Origin of the sequence: Microbacterium sp. RURRCA19A (assembly GCF_900156455.1) — a bacterium.
Classification (GTDB): domain Bacteria; phylum Actinomycetota; class Actinomycetes; order Actinomycetales; family Microbacteriaceae; genus Microbacterium.
Map to the genome: position 1 here is coordinate 59,601 of NZ_FTNQ01000001.1, position 18,851 is coordinate 78,451.

Here is an 18,851-nt window from a genome sequence, read left to right on the forward strand (position 1 = left end):
TCGGACGCATGCCCACGCTCGACCTGACCGCGTCCTCCGTCGAGATCACCCGGGCGATCTGCGACATCCCCAGCGTCTCCGGCGACGAGACCCCGCTCGCGGATGCCATCCAGGCGGCGGTCTCCGGACACCCGCACCTCGAGGTGATCCGCGACGGCGACACGATCGTCGCCCGCACGAATCTCGGACGTGACCGCCGGGTCGTGATCGCCGGCCACATCGACACGGTTCCGATCAACGACAATCTGCCGGTGCAGCACCGCGAGATCGACGGGCAGCCCTTCCTCTGGGGGCGCGGCACGGTCGACATGAAGGCGGGCGTCGCCGTACAGCTCAAGCTGGCCGTCGAGCTGACCTCCCCTCCCGTCGACATCACGTGGATGTGGTACGACCACGAAGAAGTCGACTCGTCGCTCAACGGCCTCGGCCGACTCGCCCGCAACCGTCCCGACCTCTTCGTGGGAGACTTCGCGATCCTCGGCGAGCCGAGCAACGGAGAGGTCGAGGGCGGCTGCAACGGCACGCTCCGGGCGCTGGTCCGGACCGCCGGCGTCCGCGCGCACAGCGCCCGCTCGTGGATCGGCGAGAACGCGATCCACAAGGCCGCCCCGATCCTGACCCGACTCGCGGAGTACCGCGCGCGGGAGATCGAGGTCGAGGGCCTCGTGTACCGAGAAGGTCTGAACGCGGTACGCATCAGCGGCGGTGTGGCCGGCAACGTCATCCCCGACGCGTGCGAGGTGGAGGTCAACTACCGCTTCGCCCCCAGCCGCGACGCGGCCGCCGCCGAGCGGGTGGTGCGCGACGTGTTCACCGGATTCGACATCGAGATCGTCGACGTCGCCGAGGGGGCTCGCCCCGGATTGGATGCCGCCCTCGCCCGGGACTTCGTCGCCGCCGTCGGCGCCACCCCCCAGCCGAAGTACGGCTGGACCGACGTCGCGCGGTTCTCGGCTCTCGGCATCCCGGCCGTCAACTACGGTCCCGGCGACCCGCACCTCGCGCACCACGACGAGGAACGCGTCCCGCTCGGCCAGATCGACTCCGTCGAGCGCGGGCTGCGGTCCTGGCTGACCGGATCGTGAGCACGGAGACCGCGACACCTGCCCGGGCACGCTCCTGGCAGGGCTGGCCCGTGGTGGCGAGGATCGCGGTCGTCTACGTCGCGGCCCGTCTGGTGACGACCTGTTTCTTCCTGCTGACTGCGGCGCTGTCGGGGCCCGGGTCCCGGTACGGGGTCGCGCCCTCCCTCGGCGAGCTGGCGCTCGGCTGGGATGCCCAGTGGTACTGGTTCGCGGCCGTCAACGGATACCCGGCCGAGCTACCCCTGACCGCGCAGGGCGGCGTCGCCGAGAACGCGTGGGCCTTCCTGCCGGTGTTCCCGTACCTGGCCGCGGGCCTCGGGACGATCCTCGGCTCGTGGGCCGCGGGCGCGGTCGTCATCTCGCTGCTCTCGGGCTTCGGGGCGAGCGTCGTCCTCTACGGACTGCTGCGCGAGCGCATCGGCGGATCGGCCGCGATGTGGGCGGTCGCGTTCTTCGCCTGCGGACCGCTCGCCGCCATGTTCCAGGTCGGATACGCCGAGTCGCTCTTCCTCTTCCTGCTCTTCCTCGCTCTGCGTTGCGTGCAGCGGCGTCGCTGGGTGTGGCTGTACGTCCTCGTCCCCGTGATGGGGTTCACGCGTCCCGGCATCCTGGCCTTCGCGCTCTTCCTCGGGCTGTACGGCCTTCACCGATTCTTGCGACGTCGAGCGGAGCCGCTGCCGCTGCGCGACGTCGCGCACCTCGTCGGGGTGGCCGGCGTGGCGGTCGTGGTCGGGTTCGCCTGGCAGTTCATCGCGGGTGCCGTGACGGGCGACCCCGGGGCGTACCTCGCCACCGAGCTCGCCTGGCGACGCAATTGGATCGCCGACAGCACCGGGGGCTTCATCCCCGTCGACGGGTGGATCCAGGCCGCCGGATTCTGGTTCACGCAGTGGGGCCTGGGCCCGGTGGCAGGGTATGCGGCGCTCGTGCTCCTCGTGCTCGGAACCGCTGCGGTGCTGCTGTTCGCCCCGCAGGTGAAGCGTCTGGGTGTCGAGCTGCGCCTCTGGTCGGCGAGCTACCTCATCTATCTGCTGTTGGTGTTCTTCCCGCAGTCGAGTGTCTTCCGGCTTCTCCTGCCGATCTCGCCGCTGTGGGGAGCGCTGGCCGTTCCCCCTTCGCGCACCTGGCGCGTCGCCGTGCTGGCGGCCGCGCTGCTCGGCCAGTGGTGGTGGATCTACAACATGTACGCCCTGGGGAACACGTACTGGCAGATCCCGTGACATCGCGTGACGCCACCGCGAGAGGCGCGGCAACTCGGGGTACTCCGAGGACCGACTAAACTAGTCCGTAGACCAACGACGAAAAGGGGGCCGCGATGGCAGCCATGAAGCCGCGTACCGGTGACGGACCGATGGAGGCCGTGAAGGAGGGCCGGCTCATCATCGTGCGTGTTCCGCTCGAAGGCGGCGGGCGCCTGGTGGTGTCCGTCAACGACGCCGAGGCCAAAGAACTGTACGACGTTCTCGGTGGTGTCGTCGGCGCAGCCTGACGCATCTTCGACGAAGGCCGGTCCCCGCGGGGGCCGGCCTTCGTCGTCGGTGGAGGGGTGAGGCGATCACGCCTCTCAGGTGATCGGGGTGACCGTCGTCAGTTGGAGGAGTCCCTCGCCGGTGGTCGACAGGGCGCCGAAGACGGCGGGGGAGGTCTGCACCTCCTGGATCAGCGAGCGGTACGCGGTCGTGACGGCATCGCGGCGGACGGGGTCGGCCACGGACCCCCCGGCGAGCACGCGCGGGACGAGGACCGTGCCTCCGGCACGCACCAGACGCAGACCGTGCTCGACGTACTCGATGACTCCCTCGGCGTCGGCGTCGATGAGGACGATGTCGTAGGACGCTTCGTTCATCCGCGGGAGGACGTCGGCGGCGCGGCCGGTGATGAACCGGGCGCGAGCCGCGGGAATCCGGGCCTCGGCGAAGGCCGCGCGGGCGGCCCCGAGGTGCTCGGGTTCGCTGTCGATCGTGGTGAGCGTCGCGCGCGGCGAGCCGTGGAGGAGCCAGAGGCCCGAGACGCCGCCGCCCGTGCCGACCTCGACGACGTTGAGGGCTCGGGATGCCGCGGCGAGCACGGCGATCTGCGCGCCGACGGCGGGGCTGATCGGCGCCGCTCCGAGCTCGAGCGCGTGCGCCCGCGCGCGGGCGATGTGCTCCGGCTCGACCGTCGACTCCTGCACGAACCGCTCGTTCGCTTCATAACCGCTCACGTGGACCTCCCCGCTCAGGCTAGACGGGTGGGTGGTGCGGACGGCCGAGGCGCGGCGGGTAATCTGAACTCATGTTCTTCGGGCTCACGATCGAGAAGCTTCTGCTGATCGGTGTGATCGCCGCACTCATCATCGGACCGGAGCGCCTCCCGAAGTATGCGGAGTCGCTCGCTCGCTTGAGCAAGCGTGCGCGCGAGGCGATGCAGGGCGCCAAGACGCGCATGCGCGACGAGATGGGTCCCGAGTTCGACGACGTCGACTGGCGCAAGCTCGACCCGCGGCAGTACGACCCCCGCCGCATCATCCGTGAGGCGCTTCTCGAAGACACTCCGACGGCGACGATGCGCGCCGCCGGCGCCGCCGCGCTCGCGACGCAGGCGGCATCCGACAAGCCGGCCGTCGCCCCGATCTTCGTCCCGGGTGAGACTCCGCCGTTCGACGACGAAGCCACCTGATCCTCAGCCGAGGCGCAGCGGCAGCGAGCGTCCCGACAACCCCCGCGGGCGCACCGCGAGAGCCGCCGCCGCCGCGTCGATGGCGATCGAGGCGGGGTCGTCCGGCCGGGAGATCACGACGGGACGGCCGTCGTCGCCGCCGGTCCTGAGCGCAGGACTCAGCGGGACGGATGCCAGCAGCGGCACGTCGTGACCCTCGTTCGACAGCGCACGGGCGACCGCTTCGCCGCCACCCGAGCCGAACAGGTCGAGCAGCGTCCCGTCGGGCAGGGACATCGCGGCCATGTTCTCGATGACGCCGATGGGCGTCTGACCCGTCTGGCGCGCCACGACACCCGACCGCACGGCCACGTCGGCGGCGGCGGCCTGCGGGGTCGTCACGACCAGGACGTCCGCGTGGGGGAGGAGTTGTCCGACCGAGATCGCGACATCGCCGGTGCCCGGCGGCATGTCGAGCAGGAGCACATCGAGGTCGCCGAAGTACACGTCCGTCAGGAACTGCTGGACGGTCCGGTGGAGCATCGGACCGCGCCACGCGACCGCTCCGGCGGCCTCCTCGCCCGGACGGCGCAGGAACATCCCGATCGAGATCACCTTCACGCCGTAGGCCACCGGCGGGAGGATCAGGTCATCGAGGCGGGTGGGCGCCGGGGGCAGTCCGTCGGCGTCGACGAGGCCCAGCAGGCCCGGGATGGAGAAGCCGTGGACATCGGCATCCACGAGTCCCACCCGCAGACCACGAGCGGCAAGCGCGACGGCGAGGTTCGCGGTGAGCGTCGACTTGCCCACGCCCCCCTTGCCGCTGGTCACGGCGATGACACGGGTGAGCGAATCGGGTCCGAACGGCATCTCGCGCTTCGCCCGGCCGCCCCGGAGACGTTCGGTCAGCGCACGACGCTCGTCGGGCGACATCACCCCGACGGCCACCTCGACCGACGAGACTCCCGCCACGGACGCCGCCGCGGCCCGGACGTCGCGTTCGATCCGGTCGGCGGCGGGGCATCCGACGATCGTCAGGGCGATACCGACCTCGGCGACGCCGTCGCGCACCGCGATGTCGCGCACCATGTCGAGCTCGCCGATCGGGCGACGCAACTCGGGGTCGGTGACGGCGGCCACCGCGGTGCGCACGCGGTCGGCGACCGCCTCGCTCACGACGTCGCCGACTTCGTCTCGGCGGCGTCGTGGTCGTCGAGACGTTCCAGCGCCGCCTTGAGCTCGGCGCGCAGGCTCTCCTTGGTGATGACCTCGTCGGTCAGATCGCGCACGGCCATGCGCAGGGCCACGATCTCGCGGGCCAGGTACTCCGTGTCCGCGAGGTTGCGCTCGGCGCGCTGACGGTCCTGCTCGATCTGCACCCGGTCGCGGTCGTCCTGACGGTTCTGCGCGAGCAGGATCAGCGGGGCCGCGTACGACGCCTGCAGCGAGAGCACGAGGGTCAAGGCGGTGAACCCGATGGCGGCGGAGTCGAAGCGCAGCTCGTCGGGCATGAGGGAGTTCCACCCCATCCACACGACGCAGAACAGCGTCAGCGAGAGGAGGAACGTCGGGGTTCCCATCGCCCGCGCCACCCACTCCGTGAAGCGACCGAAGCGGTCGCGGGAGGGCTGCGGCGCGCGGGGGGCGAGCATGCCGGTGCGCCCGCGCGGGGCGTCGAGGGCGGTCTGTCGTTGTGCACGTGCCATCAGCGCCTCCTCGGGGTGTGGGTCGTGATCTGGGGGATACTCGCGGTCGCGGTCGGTCGGATCGTCGCCTTGGGTTTCGGATCATCGCTGTCGTGCGTGCGCCAGTCGTCGGGCAGCAGATAGTCGAGCACGTCGTCGACGCTGACGCAGCCGACGAGGCGGTGCGCCTGATCGACGACGGGCAGCGAGACCAAGTTGTAGCTCGCCAGCAGGCGCGCGACCTCGGCCGCCGAGGCATCCGCGGGAACGGGCTCGAGGGTGTCGTCGATGATCGCGCCGAGACGCTCGTGCGGGGGATAGCGGAGCATGCGCTGGAAGTGCACGGTCCCCAGCAGCCGGCCCGTGGGCGTCTCGTACGGCGGGAGAGTGATGAACACGGATGCCGCCAGCGCGGGGTGCAGCTCGTGACGACGGATCAGCGCGAGGGCCTCGGCCACCGTGGCATCCGCCGACAGCACGATGGGCTCGGGCGTCATCAGGCCACCGGCGGTATCGGGGCCGTACTGCAGCAGGGCGCGGACGTCGTCGGCCTCTTCGGGCTCCATCAGTTCGAGGAGCTGCTCGGAACGCGACTCGGGGAGCTGGCCGAGGAGGTCGGCCGCGTCGTCGGGCTCCATGGCATCCAGGATGTCGGCGGCGCGTTCGTCGCCGAGCTGCTCGAGGATGTGCACCTGTTCGTCTTCGGGCATCTCTTCGAGGGCGTCGGCGAGACGGTCGTCGCTGAGTTCCTCGGCCACCTCGATGAGGCGCTCCTCGGGGAGGTCGAGGAGCGTGTTGGCGAGGTCGGCGGGCTTCAGCTCGGAGTACGTCGCGACGAGCTGCTCGGCGGACTGGGCTTCTCCGGGGGTCTGGTTCTCGCGCACCGCGCTCCAGGCGGCGAACGTCGTCGCCCCCTTCGCGAACGGGGACGCGCTCGTGCGCGGGCGGCGCAGGAACAGCTGTCCCACGTCCCACTCGCCGAGACGATTGCGTTCGATCGCGACGTCTTCGATCACGGCGTCGCCGGAGCCGTCGACCAGGTGGACGCGGCGGCCGAGCATCTCGGCCATGACCCGCACCTCACCGCCGCGCTGCTGGAAGCGGCGGACGTTGATGAGGCCGGTCGTGATGACTTGCCCTGCCTGGATGGAGGTGACGCGCCCGATGGACACGAACACATGTCGTCGGCCGGGGATCTCGACGACGAGGCCCACGACGCGCGGCGCATCCGACGCGCGGTAGATCACCACGACGTCGCGCACTTTCCCGAGGCGGTCGCCCGCGGGATCGAACACCGTGCAGCCCGCCAAGCGGGCGACGAAAACCCTTTGCGTGCTCACCGTCCCAGCGTAGTCCGCGAACCCTCGGGGGAGCCGACCGTGGCGGCGGGGCCGCGTGACAAGATGGGGAAATGAGCATGTTCGCGGGGCAGATGGGAGCGGGTCGGGACGAGGTCGGCGAGAAGGTCGCGTCGTTCCCGACGTACGAGAAGGCGCAGAAGGCGGTCTCCTCGCTCATCGCGGGCGAGGTCCCCGCGCGCGACATCGCGATCGTCGGATCCGGGCTCCGTTCGATCGAGCGCATCACCGGCCGTCTCGGTTACGCCACGGCGGCGCGTTCGGGAGCCCTGAACGGTCTGATGCTGGGCTTGCTGTTCGCGTTCATCTTCGTGCTCGGCACGCCCACGGCCCAGATCTCGGCGTTCCTCGGCGTGCTGCTGGTCGGTATGGCACTCGGCATGCTCCTGAGCCTCGGCACGTACTCGATCGTGCGTCGCCGTCGCGACTTCGCGTCCGTCATGCAGGTGACCGCCGACCACTACGACGTGTGCGTCGCCGCTCCGAGCCTCGCGAAGGCGCGTGGCATCCTCGGGCCTGCCGGCGCGTCCCGCACCGTCGTGGCGCGTCCGGCCGCACCGGCCGACACGGCTCCGCCCCTGTACGGCGAGCGGGTGCAGAACCCCGGCGCCGCGGGCCCTGCGGTGCCGCCGCGTCCGCCCGTGCCGTCGCGTCCCGTTGACGACGAGCCCCCGCGGTACGGGGAGCGCGTGACACCGCAGAGCGCTCCGCCGACGTCGCCCGCGGAGTCGGAGCCCGGCTCCGACGGGGCGCCCGAGTCGGACCCGTCGCGCGACGACCGGTGACCGCGCGTCCCGTTCGGATCCCCGTCGCACTCCCGGCGGGCGAGTCCGAGGTGTCGGGACTGTGGGCCGACGTCGCGGGCGCACAGACGACGATCGCGTTGGCGCACGGTGCCGGCGCCGGCATGACGCACCCGTTCCTGGCAGGGCTCGCGGCAGCCCTCGTGGAGGACGGTGTCTCCGTGCTCCGGTTCGTCTTCCCGTACGTCGAGGCTGGACGACGCATGCCCGGCCCCGCCGCTCAGGCCGTCGCCACGTGGGCGGCAGTGCAGGGGTGGCTGTCGGATCAGGGGGTCGGGTCGTTCGTCGCGGCGGGTAAGTCGTACGGCGGTCGCATGGCCTCGGTCGCGGCCGCCGAGCGAGAGATCACGCCCCGGGCGCTCGTCTACCTCGGATACCCGTTGCACCCTCCGGGACGACCCGACAAGCCGCGGGCGGATCACCTTCCCACGATCTCCGCTCCGCAGCTGTTCGTGGAGGGGGAGAACGACCCGTTCATCGCGCCACGGGAGCAGTTCGAGGCGGTCGTCGCAACGTGCCGAGATGCCCGTGTCCACTGGATCGAGGGGGCGAATCACTCCTTCGAGGTGAAGGGCGCGCGTCGGCCCGCCGAGGAGATCGGCGCCGGACTGGCACCGGTGGTGGCGGAGTTTGTGGCGGGGCTCGGCGGCAGCTAGCGGGGCGGCGGCTCGGTGGAGGCGTCCTCGACGCCACAGCGAGATATCGCAAGGAGCTCGACTGCCTTTCCTTCGTCGAGTGTGGACTGCTCGGCGGAGAGTGTCATTCGGGGCGAATCGCGCACCAGGTAGACGAATGCCCGTTTGGTCGGCACTCCGAGTTCCTCTCTCGTCCAACCGCCTCCGAGGAGATCGGGCAGCTGCTGAAGGAATGCCTCCACGTCGAAGTCGTCGGGCACCGCAACTTTCCATTGACCCGTGTAGAACGCCCCGCCCCCCTTGGGATTCAGGAGAAGTTTGTCGTCGCACCCATAGGGCTCGAACTCGGGCGTACGTTCGATCCGGCCAGGCTCGGGGAGGAGATCGACTACTTCCTGGAGTGCGTCGAGTGTTTCCTGCCGGACCTCCGAGTAAGTCGGTCGTTGCGTACAGCCGGCCATCAACAGAACGACGCTGAGAGAGACTGCGAGAAAGACTGCTCGGCGCTTCATTCGGTCCCGCCGCCGAGAGCTAGTGTCTGCTTCACCTGATTCAGAACCTTTCCATTGATCGACTCGTCGTCGCTCATCAGCGCGCTGTGGTGATCGATGCTCTGATCGATGATGCGGGGGAGATAGAACGGCTGGCCGGTGACGGCTGTGGCGGTCACGGCGAAAGGATCGAACCCGGGGATTCCCGTGTTGACGACGTGCACTCCGGGGAACGACTCGGGCGCCACGCTGAAACCCACCGGTCCGAAGCCGACACCGGCGTAGTACCGGTTGATGTCGTCGGGTGCTTGCGCCGCGAAGTACGTGGTGTCGGGATGCGGCTCGTAGGGGCCGATGGCACCGACGCTCGCCGCGAGGAACCGTGTGTCGACCACGCCGCCGTGCTTCTCCGCCTCGCTGCCGACGGCACCGCCGTACGAATGCTCGTAGCTCATCGTCCAGAGGTCGGGGCGCACGGCATTCATCCCCTGGACGAATCGTCCGTACGCCCAGCCGCAGTCTTCGGCCATCAAGTTCCACTGCGGACCGGTTTTGAGAATGTCGAGGTCGATCTGCGGCATCGGCCCGGTCATCACGGTGAACGCGAGCACGGATCCACCCCCAGATTTCACCTGCCAGTCGGCGAATCGCGTCAGCGGCTGCTCGGACATGAACGCCTCGGCGTCGGTGTTCGTCCCCGGAACGACGAAGAGCGCCGCCTTCGCCGTGGACGGGTCGCCCGCCATCTCGATCAATGAGCCGTGCGCCGGATCCCAGGCGTACAGCTGCGTGGTGCCGTTCGCGACGGCGTCGAAGTACGCGATCTCGCGGTCGAGGCGAGCGCGTTCCGCCCGGCGATCGAGTACCTCGAGAGCGTTCGCTCGGGAGCGCGGGGCGCGCAGCGCCTCGAGAGCCTGTCGTCGCGTCCGCAACTCGCGCAGATACTCGCTCGCGCGACCACGGTTCGCTTCGATGCGGTCGGTGATCGCCACCCCGTCGAGGTTGCCGACCAGTCCGGGCGCGTGCGTCACGAGAGCGCCGGCCGCACGTCGATCGAGGCGCGACCACCATTCGGCGACCTGAGCGGGGTCGGTGCCGCGGATGATGCCCGCCCATTCGGGATGGTCCGCGAGCAGCCGCGCGGGATCGGGCCCCGAGGCCAGTCGTTCCAGCAGCGCGAGGCCCGCGGCGTCCGAGAGGGAACGCACGGGCTCTGGCCTCTCGGGACCGCTCCACGCCGCCAGCGATGCCCAGGCGACATCCGGTATCGCGCGGAGCGCGTGGGCGCACCGGCGGCTCGCGTCGTCATATGCCTCGTCGAGGCCCGCGGCTTCACGCGAGAGGCCGCTGGCCCACTCGTCGCGGCGGCGTTCGTTCAGCTCCGTCGCCGGCCCGCCGACGCTCTCGTCCCAGAGATCCGTCGGCGGACCGGCATCCCATCGGTCGGAGAGGAGGGCGCCACGGTGCGCGAGGTCGTCGATCTCGTCCGCGAACTGTTCCAGCGCACGACCCGCCGCGGCGAGACCGTCGGCGATCTCCTCCGCGGCCGGATGCGTTGTGGCGAGCGCGGTGTGCAGGAGGTCCGCTTCCGGGGCGCGGTAGCCCTCGGGCAGCAGACTCCAGGCGAACAGCGCCCGCGTGACCAGGAATTCGTACCGTTCCGACGTCGTCCGCAGGCGAGCCGCGTTCTCGCGCAGACGTTGCGGCTCCGCCGGGGGATCGGGAATCGTGATCGCGGCGCTCACAGACGTCGCCGTCCGAAGACGATCGGATCGAACGGATTCGTCGCGTCGGCGGCGTGGGATGCCGCGACATCGGCCGCCGCGACCATCTCTTCATCTGCGGTGAGGTACGCGAGGACGACGACCTGCAGGGCCGAGAGCACGGCTCGGCCGCGCGCGACGATCCGGTGCGCCAGCTCGACGCGCCCGGCGGTCAGCTCGACGAGCGCCGCGTGAGCGGGAAGTGCGCGCACGAGCGAGAGGGCCGCGGAATCCGCGGCCCTCTGCAGCCCGCGGGCGACCTCGTCCAGGTCGTCGAACGAGCGTCGCATCCGCTCGCCGAGACCGATCAGGTGCGGGGGATCCACCGAGTACGACATGCGCGGGATCGTAGGCAAACGCGCCCGGGCGTGTTTTCACCCTGTGGAGAACCGGGTCATCGTCCGGCGGCGTATCCCTGCATCCCGCGCGGGTTCGCCGCGGCCCACAGCAGACCCGAGGCGTCGCGCCCGACGGCGCTCACCCGTCCGAGGGCCCAGTCACCCGCGCGGCGGACGACGTGTCCGCGGCGTTCGAGGTCCGCGACGACCTCCTCGCCGATGCGGTCCTCCACGACGGCGCCGGAGGGAGTCCACGTGCGGGGCCAGAACGAGTCGAGGATCGCCGTGGTGTGCAGCGTCGGGGCGTCGATGGCCTGCTGCGGTTCGTACCCGCCGACGAGCATGCGCAAGAGCACCGGCAGCTGCCAGTGGTCCTGCTGATCGCCGCCCGGCGACCCGATGGCGACGACCTCGCGGTCGCGCGTCAGCAGGGTCGGCGTGAGCGTCGTGCGCGGACGCCGGCCCGGAACCAGGGATGCCGGATGCCCGGGCAGCAACCACGTGGCCTGCAGCCGTGTGCCCAGACAGAACCCGAGCTCGGGGACCGCGGGAGAGGACTGCAGCCATCCGCCGGACGGGGTGGCGGAGACGACGTTGCCCCAGCGGTCGATCACGTCGAGGTGACAGGTGTCTCCGCGTGTCTGCCCTCGGCGGTCGACGGTGGGTTCGCCGGTACCGGCGCTGGTGACCCCGGCATCCGTTCGGAGTGGCGGCAGCTCAGGCGGGCGACCGTCGGGTGACCCCGGACGGAGATCCGCGCTCGCCGTCGCGTCGATCAGCGCGGCGCGCTCCGCGATGTACTCGTCGGCGAGCAGCGCCTTGATCTCGGCCGCGGCTTCCGTGTCGCCGAACCAGGCATCGCGGTCGGCGTAGGCGAGTTTCTCCGCTTCGAGGAGGGTGTGCGCGCCCACACCGGTCGAGGGGTCGAGTCGGGCGTCGGCGAGGGGCTCGAGCATCCGCAGCACCTGGAGCATCGCCGGACCCTGCGTCCACACGCCGGCCTTGAAGACCCGCCAGCCCCGGAAGGATGTCGACACGGCGGGTTCGACGCCCGCGCGCCATTCGGAGACGTCCGCGGCGTCGAGGACGCCGGCGTGGTCGCGCCCGTCGGAGTGGCGGTGCGGCGTGCGAAGGAACTCCGCAGCGCGCGGGAGCACCGTGGCCATCCACTCGCGCCGGGCGGCGTCGATCCGCTCCTGGCGGCTCTCCGCGGACGACCCGGCGCCGACGAGCTCCTCGAGAACGGCGGCGTATGCCGGATTGCGCACGACCGTGTTCGGCGCGGGCGGCGAGCCGGTCGGCATCCACAGGTCGGCCGACGTCGTCCAGTGGTCGCGGAACAGATCGGCCACCCGGCCGACCGTCACGGCGGCACCGGCCACGAGCGGGTGCCCGTCGCGGGCGTACCCCCTGGCGTAGTCCAGGACGTCGGCGAGCTCCCAGGTGCCGTGGTCGCGGAGGAGGAGCAGCCACGCGTCCACGGCGCCGGGCACGGCGGCGGCGAGACCGCCCGCCCCGGGGACGAGGTCGAGGCCGAGTCGGTGGAACGCCTCCACGGACGCGCCCGCGGGCGCCGGCCCCTGTCCCATCAGAACGAACGGTTCGACGGCATCCGCCGGGCGCACCAGGGCGACGAGGTCGCCGCCCGGGCCGTTCAGATGCGGTTCCACGACGTGCAGGACGAACGCGGCCGCGACGGCCGCATCGAACGCGTTCCCGCCGCGCTCCAGCACCGACTGGGCGGTGGCCGTGGCCGTCCAGTGCGTGGATGCCGACATGCCGAAGGATCCGCGCAGCGTCGGCCGCGTCGCGAACGACGCGGGTGGGGTGAACGTCATCGCGCGAGCCGCGCGATCCACTCCTCGACCTCGTCCGCGGTGCGGGGGATTCCCGCGGACAGATTCACCGGACCGTCATGGGTCATCACGATGTCGTCTTCGATGCGCACCCCGATGCCCCGGTACTCCTCGGGCACGGTGAGGTCATCGATCTGGAAGTACAGACCCGGCTCGATCGTGAAGACCATGCCCGGCTCGAGCAGACCGTCGTAGTACATCTCACGGCGCGCCTGCGCGCAGTCGTGCACGTCGATGCCGAGGTGGTGGCTCGTGCCGTGGACCATGTAGCGACGGTGCTGGCCGCCGCGATCGGCATCCAGCGCCTCTTCGGCCGACACGGGGAGCAGCCCCCACTCGGCGACGCGGGCGGCGATCACCTGCATCGCGGCCTCGTGCACGCGGCGGAACGGAACGCCCGGGCGGGCGATGGCGAACGCGGCGTCGGCCGCTTCGCGCACGGCCTCGTACACGCGGCGCTGCACCTCGGTGAACCGACCCGAGACGGGGAGGGTCCGCGTGATGTCGGCCGTGTAGAGGCTGTCGACCTCCGCACCCGCGTCGATGAGGATGAGGTCGCCGGGCACGACGGCGCCGTCGTTGCGGGTCCAGTGCAGGTAGCAGGCGTGGGGACCGGACGCGGCGATCGTGTCGTATCCGACCGCGTTGCCGTCGGCCCGCGCCCGTCGGTGGAAAACGCCCTCGACGACGCGCTCACCTCGCGGGTGCTCGATGATGCGGGGGAGCTCGGCGACGATGTCGTCGAATCCGGATGCCGTCACCTCGACGGCGAGGGCGAGCTGCGCGAGCTCGTACTCGTCCTTGACGAGCCGCAGTTCCGACACGAAGCGCGTGAGCTCGTCGTCGATGCCCACCACACGGTCGTCGTCGCCGGCGACGAAGGAGTCCACGTGCGCCGTGCGGAGTCCGAGGTCGGCGGCGACACCGGCGAGCGCGGGCCGCGGCCCGATCCAGAACTCGCCGATCGTGGCATCCGCGTAGAACTCGGGAGTGGTGCGATCGGCGCGCTCGCGGAAGTACAGGACGGCCTCGTGGTCGCTCCCGTTCGGCTCGAACACGAGAACCGAGTCGGGCTCGGCATCCGACGCCCATCCGGTGAGATGAGCGAACGCGGAGTGGGCGCGGAACGGGTAGTCCGTGTCGTTGCTGCGCTGCTTCAGCGAGCCCGCGGGCACGACCAGACGCTCACCGGGGAACGCCGCCGACACCCGCTCACGGCGGCGCGCGGCCCACGCCGCCTGCTCCCGCGTCGGCGGGACCGTCTCGGGGCGCTCGGCCCAGCCGGTGGAGATGGTGTCGAGGAACCCGCGCGGGAACGGCGCCTTACGGTTCGTCGTGGTCTCGACGGGCTTGTGCTCTGCGGGGGCGATCGTGTCGCGGTCGGCGGGGGAGTCCATCACCCCAGTCTCGCACCGCCAGGGGACGATCGCACCGTCAGCCCGTCGTGCGCTCCAACTGCACCACGATGGGGCGGTGGTCGCTGCCGGAGCCGTCGAGCGTGCGCATCACCACGGATCCGGTGACCGTCCAGTCGGGGGTGGCCATCACGTGATCGATGGGCGCCCCCAACAGGGCGGGGAAATCCGTCGGCCACGTGCCGATCCCGCCGTTGCCGCTCTCCGAGGCCGCATCCCGGCAGCGTCCCAGCGTGCCGCCGCCGACGCCCAGCCCGGTCATGTGGTCGAGTGTCGCGTTGAAGTCGCCCGCGAGGATCACATTGTCGGTCGCACACTGATCGGCGAGCCACTGGAGATCGGACCGCCACTGCGTCATGTACTCCTGGCGCGGCGCGACGGCGTGGGCGGCGACGATGATCGGGCCGTTCCCGGACACCGGCATCGCGACGGCGCTCGGGACCGTCGAGGTGTTGCTCGAGCCGTCCAGCGAGGATTCGATGACGCTGTAGTCGCCGAGCTCCGGCCGGATCAACACCGTCGTGGAGGTGGCATCCCAGCCGGTGATGCCGTACTCGCCGTACTCGGCGTGATGCGCCCACATCGGCTGTCCCATGTCGCGCATCAGCTCGGCGACACGGGTGCCGGTCTCGATCGTCGTCTCGGGGAGCGTGACGACATCGGCCTTCATTCCGACCGCGAACTGCGCGATCGAGTCGGCGGAGGTGGCGGAACCCGCGGTGTTCCAGGTCATGACGCGCAGACTGGTGTCGGTCTTCTCGGGCAGCCCGTCGGTGCCCGTCCCGCGCTGCAGCACCGTCGCGCCGTTCACGCCGGCCGCCACGACGAAGATCAGCGCGAGCGTGAGAGCCAATGCGCGCAGGGGGCGGATGAGCGCGAACAGCAGCGCCAGCGCGGCCGCCGCGACGAATCCGGCGGCGATGGGCACGCGGAACGCGATGACCTGGGCGAGCGGGAAGGTCCGCTCGAGGCCGAACAGAGTCGGCCATGTGAGCGCCACGGCCGCGGCGGCGCAGACGAGCGCGAACACGATTCCGAACAGACGACGCACGCACTCGACCGTAGGCGAGACGCCTGGGAGATCGGCGGATGCGGCCTCTCCGGCGCCTCCACGCGAGCCGCGGTCGCGCGCGTCCGGGCGGTACGCTCGAAGGGTGGAGCGCGATCGACGATTCGAAGGACCGAGTGACCTTCACCTCCACTCGACGCACTCGGACGGCACCGAATCACCCGCCCTGGTCATGGCGGCGGCGCACCGCCACGGGCTCCGGACCGCCGCGCTCACCGATCACGACACCACGTCGGGGTGGGCGGAGGCCGCGGAGGCCGCGTCCTCGCTCGGCATGACCTTCCTGCCCGGCATGGAGCTGTCGGCTCAGCACGAGTGGCGCAGCGTCCACCTCCTCGCGTACCTGATCGATCCGGACGACGACGATCTCCGCGCCATGACGGACCGGATCCGCTCGTCGCGCCTGGACCGCGCGCAGATCATGGCCGAGCGCATCTCGCGCGACTTCGACATCGACTGGGACGACATCGTCGCCCAGACCGAGGACGGCGCGACGGTCGGTCGTCCGCACATCGCCGATGCCCTGATCGCGCGCGGGATCGTCGCCGATCGCACCGAGGCGTTCGCCAGCATCCTCCACCCGCGGAACGAGTACTACGTCTCGCTGTACGCCCCCGATCCCGTCACCGCGGTCGAGTTGGTCGTCGGTGCAGGAGGTGTGCCGATCGTCGCCCACCCCGCCGGCCGCGCGCTCCTGCCGCGTCCCGTCCTCGAGTCGATGCTCGCGGCAGGTCTGGCGGGGTTCGAGCTGCGTCACCGCGAGAACCTTCCGGATGCCACGGCCACCCTCGCGCGACTCGCGGAAGAGCGCGACCTCATCGTCACCGGCTCCAGCGACTACCACGGTCTCGGGAAGCCCAACATCCCCGGCGAGAACACCACCGACGACGTGATGGTCGCACGACTGATCGCGGCCGGAACCGGCTCGGCGCCCGTCTTCCCCTGAACGCGACGGCGCCGTCCCCCGGGAGGGACGGCGCCGTCGGACGATCGATGCTCAGGCGACGGGTGCGGCGTTCGCGCCCGAACCTCCGCTGCGACGACGGCGACGGCGGCGCGGAGCCGCGTTGCCGTCGTGGTGCTCGTTGCCGCCACCGTCGTGCGTTCCCGCACCCTCGGCGCGGGGAGCAGACGTTTCGGCGCCCTGTTCGCCGGCACCGGATCCACCGCGGCGGCGACGCCGGCGACGCGGGGCGCCGTCGCCGGCGGCATCCGATCCCTCCGTCGTCGCTGTCTTGTCGGCCTTCGGGGCCTGGACCGCCTTCGGCGCGGTCACGAGACGGCCCTTGGTGCCCTCGGGGATGTCGAGGTCGGTGTAGAGGTGCGGGCTCGAGGAGTACGTCTCGATGGGTTCGGGCTGACCGAACTCCAGCGCGCGGTTGATGAGCGCCCACTTGTGCAGGTCGTCCCAGTCGACGAAGGTCACGGCGATGCCGGTCTTACCGGCACGGCCGGTGCGGCCCGCGCGGTGCAGGTAGGTCTTCTCGTCGTCGGGGATGGTGTGGTTGATGACGTGGGTGACGTCGTTGACGTCGATGCCACGCGCGGCCACGTCGGTGGCGATGAGCACGTCGCGCTTGCCGGCCTTGAAGGCGGCCATGGAGCGCTCGCGCGCCTCCTGGCTCATGTCGCCGTGCACCGCGGCGGCGTTGAATCCGCGGTCGTTCAGCTCGTCGACGAGCTTCTGCGCCGCGCGCTTGGTGCGCGTGAAGATGACGGCCTTCTCGCGCCCCTCGGACTGGAGGATGCGCGCGATGACCTCGTCCTTGTCGAGCGAGTGCGCCCGGTACACGAGGTGCTTGATGTTGGCCTGCGTGAGCCCCTCGTCGGGGTCGTTGGCGCGCATGTGGATCGGGTTCGACATGAACCGGCGCGCGAGCGCGACGATCGGCCCGGGCATCGTGGCCGAGAACAGCTGCGTGTGGCGGACGGCGGGGACCTTCTGGAAGATCTTCTCGATGTCGGCGAGGAAGCCGAGGTCGAGCATCTTGTCGGCCTCGTCCAGCACGACCTCGACGGCGCCGGAGAGGTCGAGCAGACGCTGGTTGTTCAGGTCGATCAGACGACCGGGCGTTCCGACGACGATCTGCGCGCCCGCCTTCAGCTGGTCGATCTGCCCTTCGTACGCCTTGCCGCCGTAGATCGCCACGACGCTCGTGGCGCGGTTCTGCGTCAGCATGTCCATGTCTTCGTAGACCTGGACCGCGAGCTCGCGCGTGGGGACGACGATGAGCGCCTTCACCCCGGGCTCGGGGTTCAGTCCGAGGCGCTGGACCACGGGGATGCCGAAGCCGAACGTCTTTCCCGTTCCGGTCTTGGCCTGGCCGATGATGTCCTGGCCCGGCAGGCCGAGGGGGATGGTCTGTTCCTGGATCGGGAAGGCATCGACGATGCCCTTGGATGCCAGGGCATCGACGATGTCCTGATCGACGCCGAGCTCGGCGAAAGTCGTCATGAGCGTGCCTGTTCCGGCGGTGAGAGACCGCCTGGGGAGTCGGATCCACGCCCTCCACTCGTCCACAGGCGCGGGGCCCCGATCCATCGCCGGGGCGAGTCCACTCTACCCGGCGCATGTTTCGAGGGTCCGACGCCTAGGCTGTACAGCGTGTTCGAGTGGTTCCGTCGTCGCAGGCCGGTCGGTCGCACGCTGCAGTTGCGCTCGCGCGGAGACCTCGGCGACGCGATGCGCGTGGACTTCGCCGAGCTCGCCCCCGAGATCGATACGTTCCTGGGTCAGGCCGCCTACCTGCAGCTCGGGTTCTTCGAGACGCTGAGCGAGCTGATCGCGTCCACGCCCGAGCTCGCCGAGAAGGAGTCGCTCTCCCGCGCCGCCGGTGCGGCGCTCATCAAGCACCAGGAGATCGTCGCGCTCATCCGCGAGCGCGGCGCCGACCCGACGCAGCTGATGCTCCCGTTCCGCGAATCGTTGGACGCCTTCCGTCGCAACACGCACGGCGTCCGTCCGCAGGAGACGATGTTGTCGGTGCACATCACCGCGGGGATGCTCGACGACTTCTATCTCGCGCTCTCGTCGAGCTACGGCGACACCGGCCGTCGTGTGGCGCGCATCCTTCAGGCCGACGACGATCGCCAGGCCATCGTCGAGATCCTCGGGGCGACGATCGCCAGCGACGAGGAATGGCGCTGGTTGCTGGCGCTGTGGGGTCGGCGTCTCGTCGGTGACACGCTGCTCGTCGCGCGCGCCGCGCTCGCGCACCCACGACTCGACCGCGACGAAGAGGCGAAGGTCGAGCCGGTGTTCACGGAGTTGATGGGCGCACACGCCCGCCGAATGGATGCCATGGGCCTCGCGGCCTGATCACCTCGGCCGCGCTCACGGAACGCGCGGAGCGAACCGGTCGCCCGGCCGCGGGCGGTGCCGTGGTCGCGACGCGCCGAAGCGACGAGGGCCGTGGCGGTCAGATGCCGCTGCGAGCCCGGAGGTCGGCGTCCGCGTGGATACGCACCCGCGACACGATCGGGAGCAGGACGAGGGTGGCGACCGCGGGCGCGACGATCGAGACGATCCACGGAACGGGGGAGTCGAACCCGATCCCCACCCACGTGAGCAGGGTCCACGAGACTCCCGCGGCTGCCGCGCCCGTCACCGGTGCGAGGGCCACCCCGCGCACCTCCCGATGCGGCAGCACGAAGTGCGCGGCGAGGCCGACGACGGCGCCGAAGATCAGCGCGAGGAGGATCTGCACGGGCGGAGG

Annotated in this window: 20 protein-coding genes; 8 read left to right on the plus strand and 12 right to left on the minus strand. The window is 70.8% G+C overall.

Going from position 1 to position 18,851, the window contains the following annotated elements; genetic code table 11:
* Nucleotides 1-8 precede the first annotated feature (8 nt).
* The 3 genes from dapE (at nucleotide 9) to BW982_RS00275 (ending at nucleotide 2,574) form a co-directional block, all read left to right on the plus strand.
* A complete protein-coding gene (dapE, locus tag BW982_RS00265) occupies nucleotides 9-1,085 on the plus strand; it encodes a succinyl-diaminopimelate desuccinylase (protein WP_076490127.1) in 1,077 nt (358 codons plus the stop codon).
* The gene (locus tag BW982_RS00270; RefSeq protein WP_083696462.1) at nucleotides 1,082-2,305 is read left to right on the plus strand and encodes a hypothetical protein; all 1,224 of its coding nucleotides are present in this window, start codon (nucleotides 1,082-1,084) and stop codon (nucleotides 2,303-2,305) included. Before dapE ends, BW982_RS00270 begins: the two co-directional genes overlap by 4 nt.
* 95 nt (nucleotides 2,306-2,400) lie before the next feature.
* Complete coding sequence (locus BW982_RS00275) at nucleotides 2,401-2,574, plus strand: DUF3117 domain-containing protein (protein ID WP_076490128.1); 174 nt, start codon at nucleotides 2,401-2,403, stop codon at nucleotides 2,572-2,574.
* Nucleotides 2,575-2,649: 75 nt separating this feature from the next.
* On the opposite strand, the gene BW982_RS00280 is transcribed toward BW982_RS00275, so the two are convergent.
* Nucleotides 2,650-3,288, minus strand: a complete 639-nt coding sequence (locus BW982_RS00280) for an O-methyltransferase (protein WP_076490129.1) — start codon at nucleotides 3,286-3,288, stop codon at nucleotides 2,650-2,652.
* A gap of 71 nt (nucleotides 3,289-3,359) precedes the next feature.
* Here BW982_RS00280 and BW982_RS00285 point away from each other — a divergent pair, with 71 nt between their 5' ends.
* Nucleotides 3,360-3,743, plus strand: coding sequence for a twin-arginine translocase TatA/TatE family subunit (locus BW982_RS00285; RefSeq protein ID WP_076490130.1), 384 nt, complete (start codon nucleotides 3,360-3,362; stop codon nucleotides 3,741-3,743).
* 3 nt (nucleotides 3,744-3,746) lie between these two features.
* Here BW982_RS00285 and BW982_RS00290 read toward each other — a convergent pair whose 3' ends face one another.
* From BW982_RS00290 to BW982_RS00300, 3 genes are read right to left on the minus strand one after another with little or no spacing between them, the layout of a single operon-like run.
* A complete protein-coding gene (locus BW982_RS00290) occupies nucleotides 3,747-4,898 on the minus strand; it encodes an Mrp/NBP35 family ATP-binding protein (RefSeq protein ID WP_076490131.1) in 1,152 nt (383 codons plus the stop codon).
* Entirely contained in the window at nucleotides 4,895-5,428 is a 534-nt protein-coding gene (locus BW982_RS00295; protein WP_076490132.1) for a DUF1003 domain-containing protein, read from the minus strand. Before BW982_RS00295 ends, BW982_RS00290 begins: the two co-directional genes overlap by 4 nt.
* The gene (locus BW982_RS00300; protein ID WP_076490133.1) at nucleotides 5,428-6,747 is read right to left on the minus strand and encodes a magnesium transporter; all 1,320 of its coding nucleotides are present in this window, start codon (nucleotides 6,745-6,747) and stop codon (nucleotides 5,428-5,430) included. Before BW982_RS00300 ends, BW982_RS00295 begins: the two co-directional genes overlap by 1 nt.
* A gap of 71 nt (nucleotides 6,748-6,818) precedes the next feature.
* Here BW982_RS00300 and BW982_RS00305 point away from each other — a divergent pair, with 71 nt between their 5' ends.
* Together BW982_RS00305 and BW982_RS00310 are read left to right on the plus strand one after the other, a co-directional pair.
* A complete protein-coding gene (locus BW982_RS00305) occupies nucleotides 6,819-7,550 on the plus strand; it encodes a YflT domain-containing protein (protein ID WP_076490134.1) in 732 nt (243 codons plus the stop codon).
* On the plus strand, nucleotides 7,547-8,224 hold the full coding sequence (locus BW982_RS00310) for an alpha/beta hydrolase family protein (protein ID WP_175610998.1): 678 nt from the start codon (nucleotides 7,547-7,549) through the stop codon (nucleotides 8,222-8,224). The genes BW982_RS00305 and BW982_RS00310 overlap by 4 nt, the downstream gene beginning before the upstream one ends.
* On the opposite strand, the gene BW982_RS17610 is transcribed toward BW982_RS00310, so the two are convergent.
* From BW982_RS17610 to BW982_RS00340, 6 genes are read right to left on the minus strand one after another with little or no spacing between them, the layout of a single operon-like run.
* Complete coding sequence (locus BW982_RS17610) at nucleotides 8,221-8,715, minus strand: hypothetical protein (RefSeq protein ID WP_139327292.1); 495 nt, start codon at nucleotides 8,713-8,715, stop codon at nucleotides 8,221-8,223. The genes BW982_RS00310 and BW982_RS17610 overlap by 4 nt on opposite strands.
* Nucleotides 8,712-10,439: a hypothetical protein gene (locus tag BW982_RS00320; protein WP_076490136.1), complete on the minus strand. Its 1,728-nt coding sequence runs from the start codon at nucleotides 10,437-10,439 to the stop codon at nucleotides 8,712-8,714. Before BW982_RS00320 ends, BW982_RS17610 begins: the two co-directional genes overlap by 4 nt.
* Nucleotides 10,436-10,795: a hypothetical protein gene (locus tag BW982_RS00325; RefSeq protein WP_076490137.1), complete on the minus strand. Its 360-nt coding sequence runs from the start codon at nucleotides 10,793-10,795 to the stop codon at nucleotides 10,436-10,438. Before BW982_RS00325 ends, BW982_RS00320 begins: the two co-directional genes overlap by 4 nt.
* A gap of 56 nt (nucleotides 10,796-10,851) precedes the next feature.
* Nucleotides 10,852-12,633 carry a gamma-glutamyltransferase family protein gene (locus BW982_RS00330; protein WP_076491688.1) on the minus strand — a complete coding sequence of 594 codons (1,782 nt, stop codon included), beginning with the start codon at nucleotides 12,631-12,633 and terminating at the stop codon, nucleotides 10,852-10,854.
* Nucleotides 12,630-14,048, minus strand: coding sequence for an aminopeptidase P family protein (locus tag BW982_RS00335; RefSeq protein WP_076490138.1), 1,419 nt, complete (start codon nucleotides 14,046-14,048; stop codon nucleotides 12,630-12,632). The genes BW982_RS00330 and BW982_RS00335 overlap by 4 nt, the downstream gene beginning before the upstream one ends.
* A 37-nt stretch (nucleotides 14,049-14,085) precedes the next feature.
* Nucleotides 14,086-15,117: an endonuclease/exonuclease/phosphatase family protein gene (locus BW982_RS00340; RefSeq protein ID WP_076490139.1), complete on the minus strand. Its 1,032-nt coding sequence runs from the start codon at nucleotides 15,115-15,117 to the stop codon at nucleotides 14,086-14,088.
* 103 nt (nucleotides 15,118-15,220) lie between these two features.
* On the opposite strand from BW982_RS00340, the gene BW982_RS00345 reads away from it, so the two are divergent.
* Nucleotides 15,221-16,081, plus strand: a complete 861-nt coding sequence (locus BW982_RS00345) for a PHP domain-containing protein (RefSeq protein ID WP_076490140.1) — start codon at nucleotides 15,221-15,223, stop codon at nucleotides 16,079-16,081.
* A 51-nt stretch (nucleotides 16,082-16,132) separates the two neighbouring features.
* Here the strand turns inward: BW982_RS00345 and BW982_RS00350 are convergent, their stop codons facing one another.
* Nucleotides 16,133-17,590, minus strand: a complete 1,458-nt coding sequence (locus tag BW982_RS00350) for a DEAD/DEAH box helicase (protein ID WP_076490141.1) — start codon at nucleotides 17,588-17,590, stop codon at nucleotides 16,133-16,135.
* Between the two features lie 150 nt (nucleotides 17,591-17,740).
* On the opposite strand from BW982_RS00350, the gene BW982_RS00355 reads away from it, so the two are divergent.
* Entirely contained in the window at nucleotides 17,741-18,454 is a 714-nt protein-coding gene (locus BW982_RS00355) for a ferritin-like fold-containing protein (protein ID WP_076490142.1), read from the plus strand.
* A 100-nt stretch (nucleotides 18,455-18,554) separates the two neighbouring features.
* Here BW982_RS00355 and BW982_RS00360 read toward each other — a convergent pair whose 3' ends face one another.
* Nucleotides 18,555-18,842 (minus strand): hypothetical protein, encoded by a 288-nt coding sequence (locus BW982_RS00360; RefSeq protein WP_076490143.1) that lies wholly within the window; start codon nucleotides 18,840-18,842, stop codon nucleotides 18,555-18,557.
* Between the last annotated feature and the right edge of the window lie 9 nt (nucleotides 18,843-18,851).

Coding starts and splice junctions, on each gene's coding strand:
- dapE (WP_076490127.1), top strand. CDS start 9: ATGCCCACGCTCGACCTGACCGCGTCCTCCGTCGAGATCACCCGGGCG.
- BW982_RS00275 (WP_076490128.1), top strand. CDS start 2,401: ATGGCAGCCATGAAGCCGCGTACCGGTGACGGACCGATGGAGGCCGTG.
- BW982_RS00285 (WP_076490130.1), top strand. CDS start 3,360: ATGTTCTTCGGGCTCACGATCGAGAAGCTTCTGCTGATCGGTGTGATC.
- BW982_RS00295 (WP_076490132.1), bottom strand. CDS start 5,428: ATGGCACGTGCACAACGACAGACCGCCCTCGACGCCCCGCGCGGGCGC.
- BW982_RS00305 (WP_076490134.1), top strand. CDS start 6,819: ATGAGCATGTTCGCGGGGCAGATGGGAGCGGGTCGGGACGAGGTCGGC.
- BW982_RS17610 (WP_139327292.1), bottom strand. CDS start 8,715: ATGAAGCGCCGAGCAGTCTTTCTCGCAGTCTCTCTCAGCGTCGTTCTG.
- BW982_RS00325 (WP_076490137.1), bottom strand. CDS start 10,795: ATGTCGTACTCGGTGGATCCCCCGCACCTGATCGGTCTCGGCGAGCGG.
- BW982_RS00330 (WP_076491688.1), bottom strand. CDS start 12,633: ATGACGTTCACCCCACCCGCGTCGTTCGCGACGCGGCCGACGCTGCGC.
- BW982_RS00335 (WP_076490138.1), bottom strand. CDS start 14,048: ATGGACTCCCCCGCCGACCGCGACACGATCGCCCCCGCAGAGCACAAG.
- BW982_RS00350 (WP_076490141.1), bottom strand. CDS start 17,590: ATGACGACTTTCGCCGAGCTCGGCGTCGATCAGGACATCGTCGATGCC.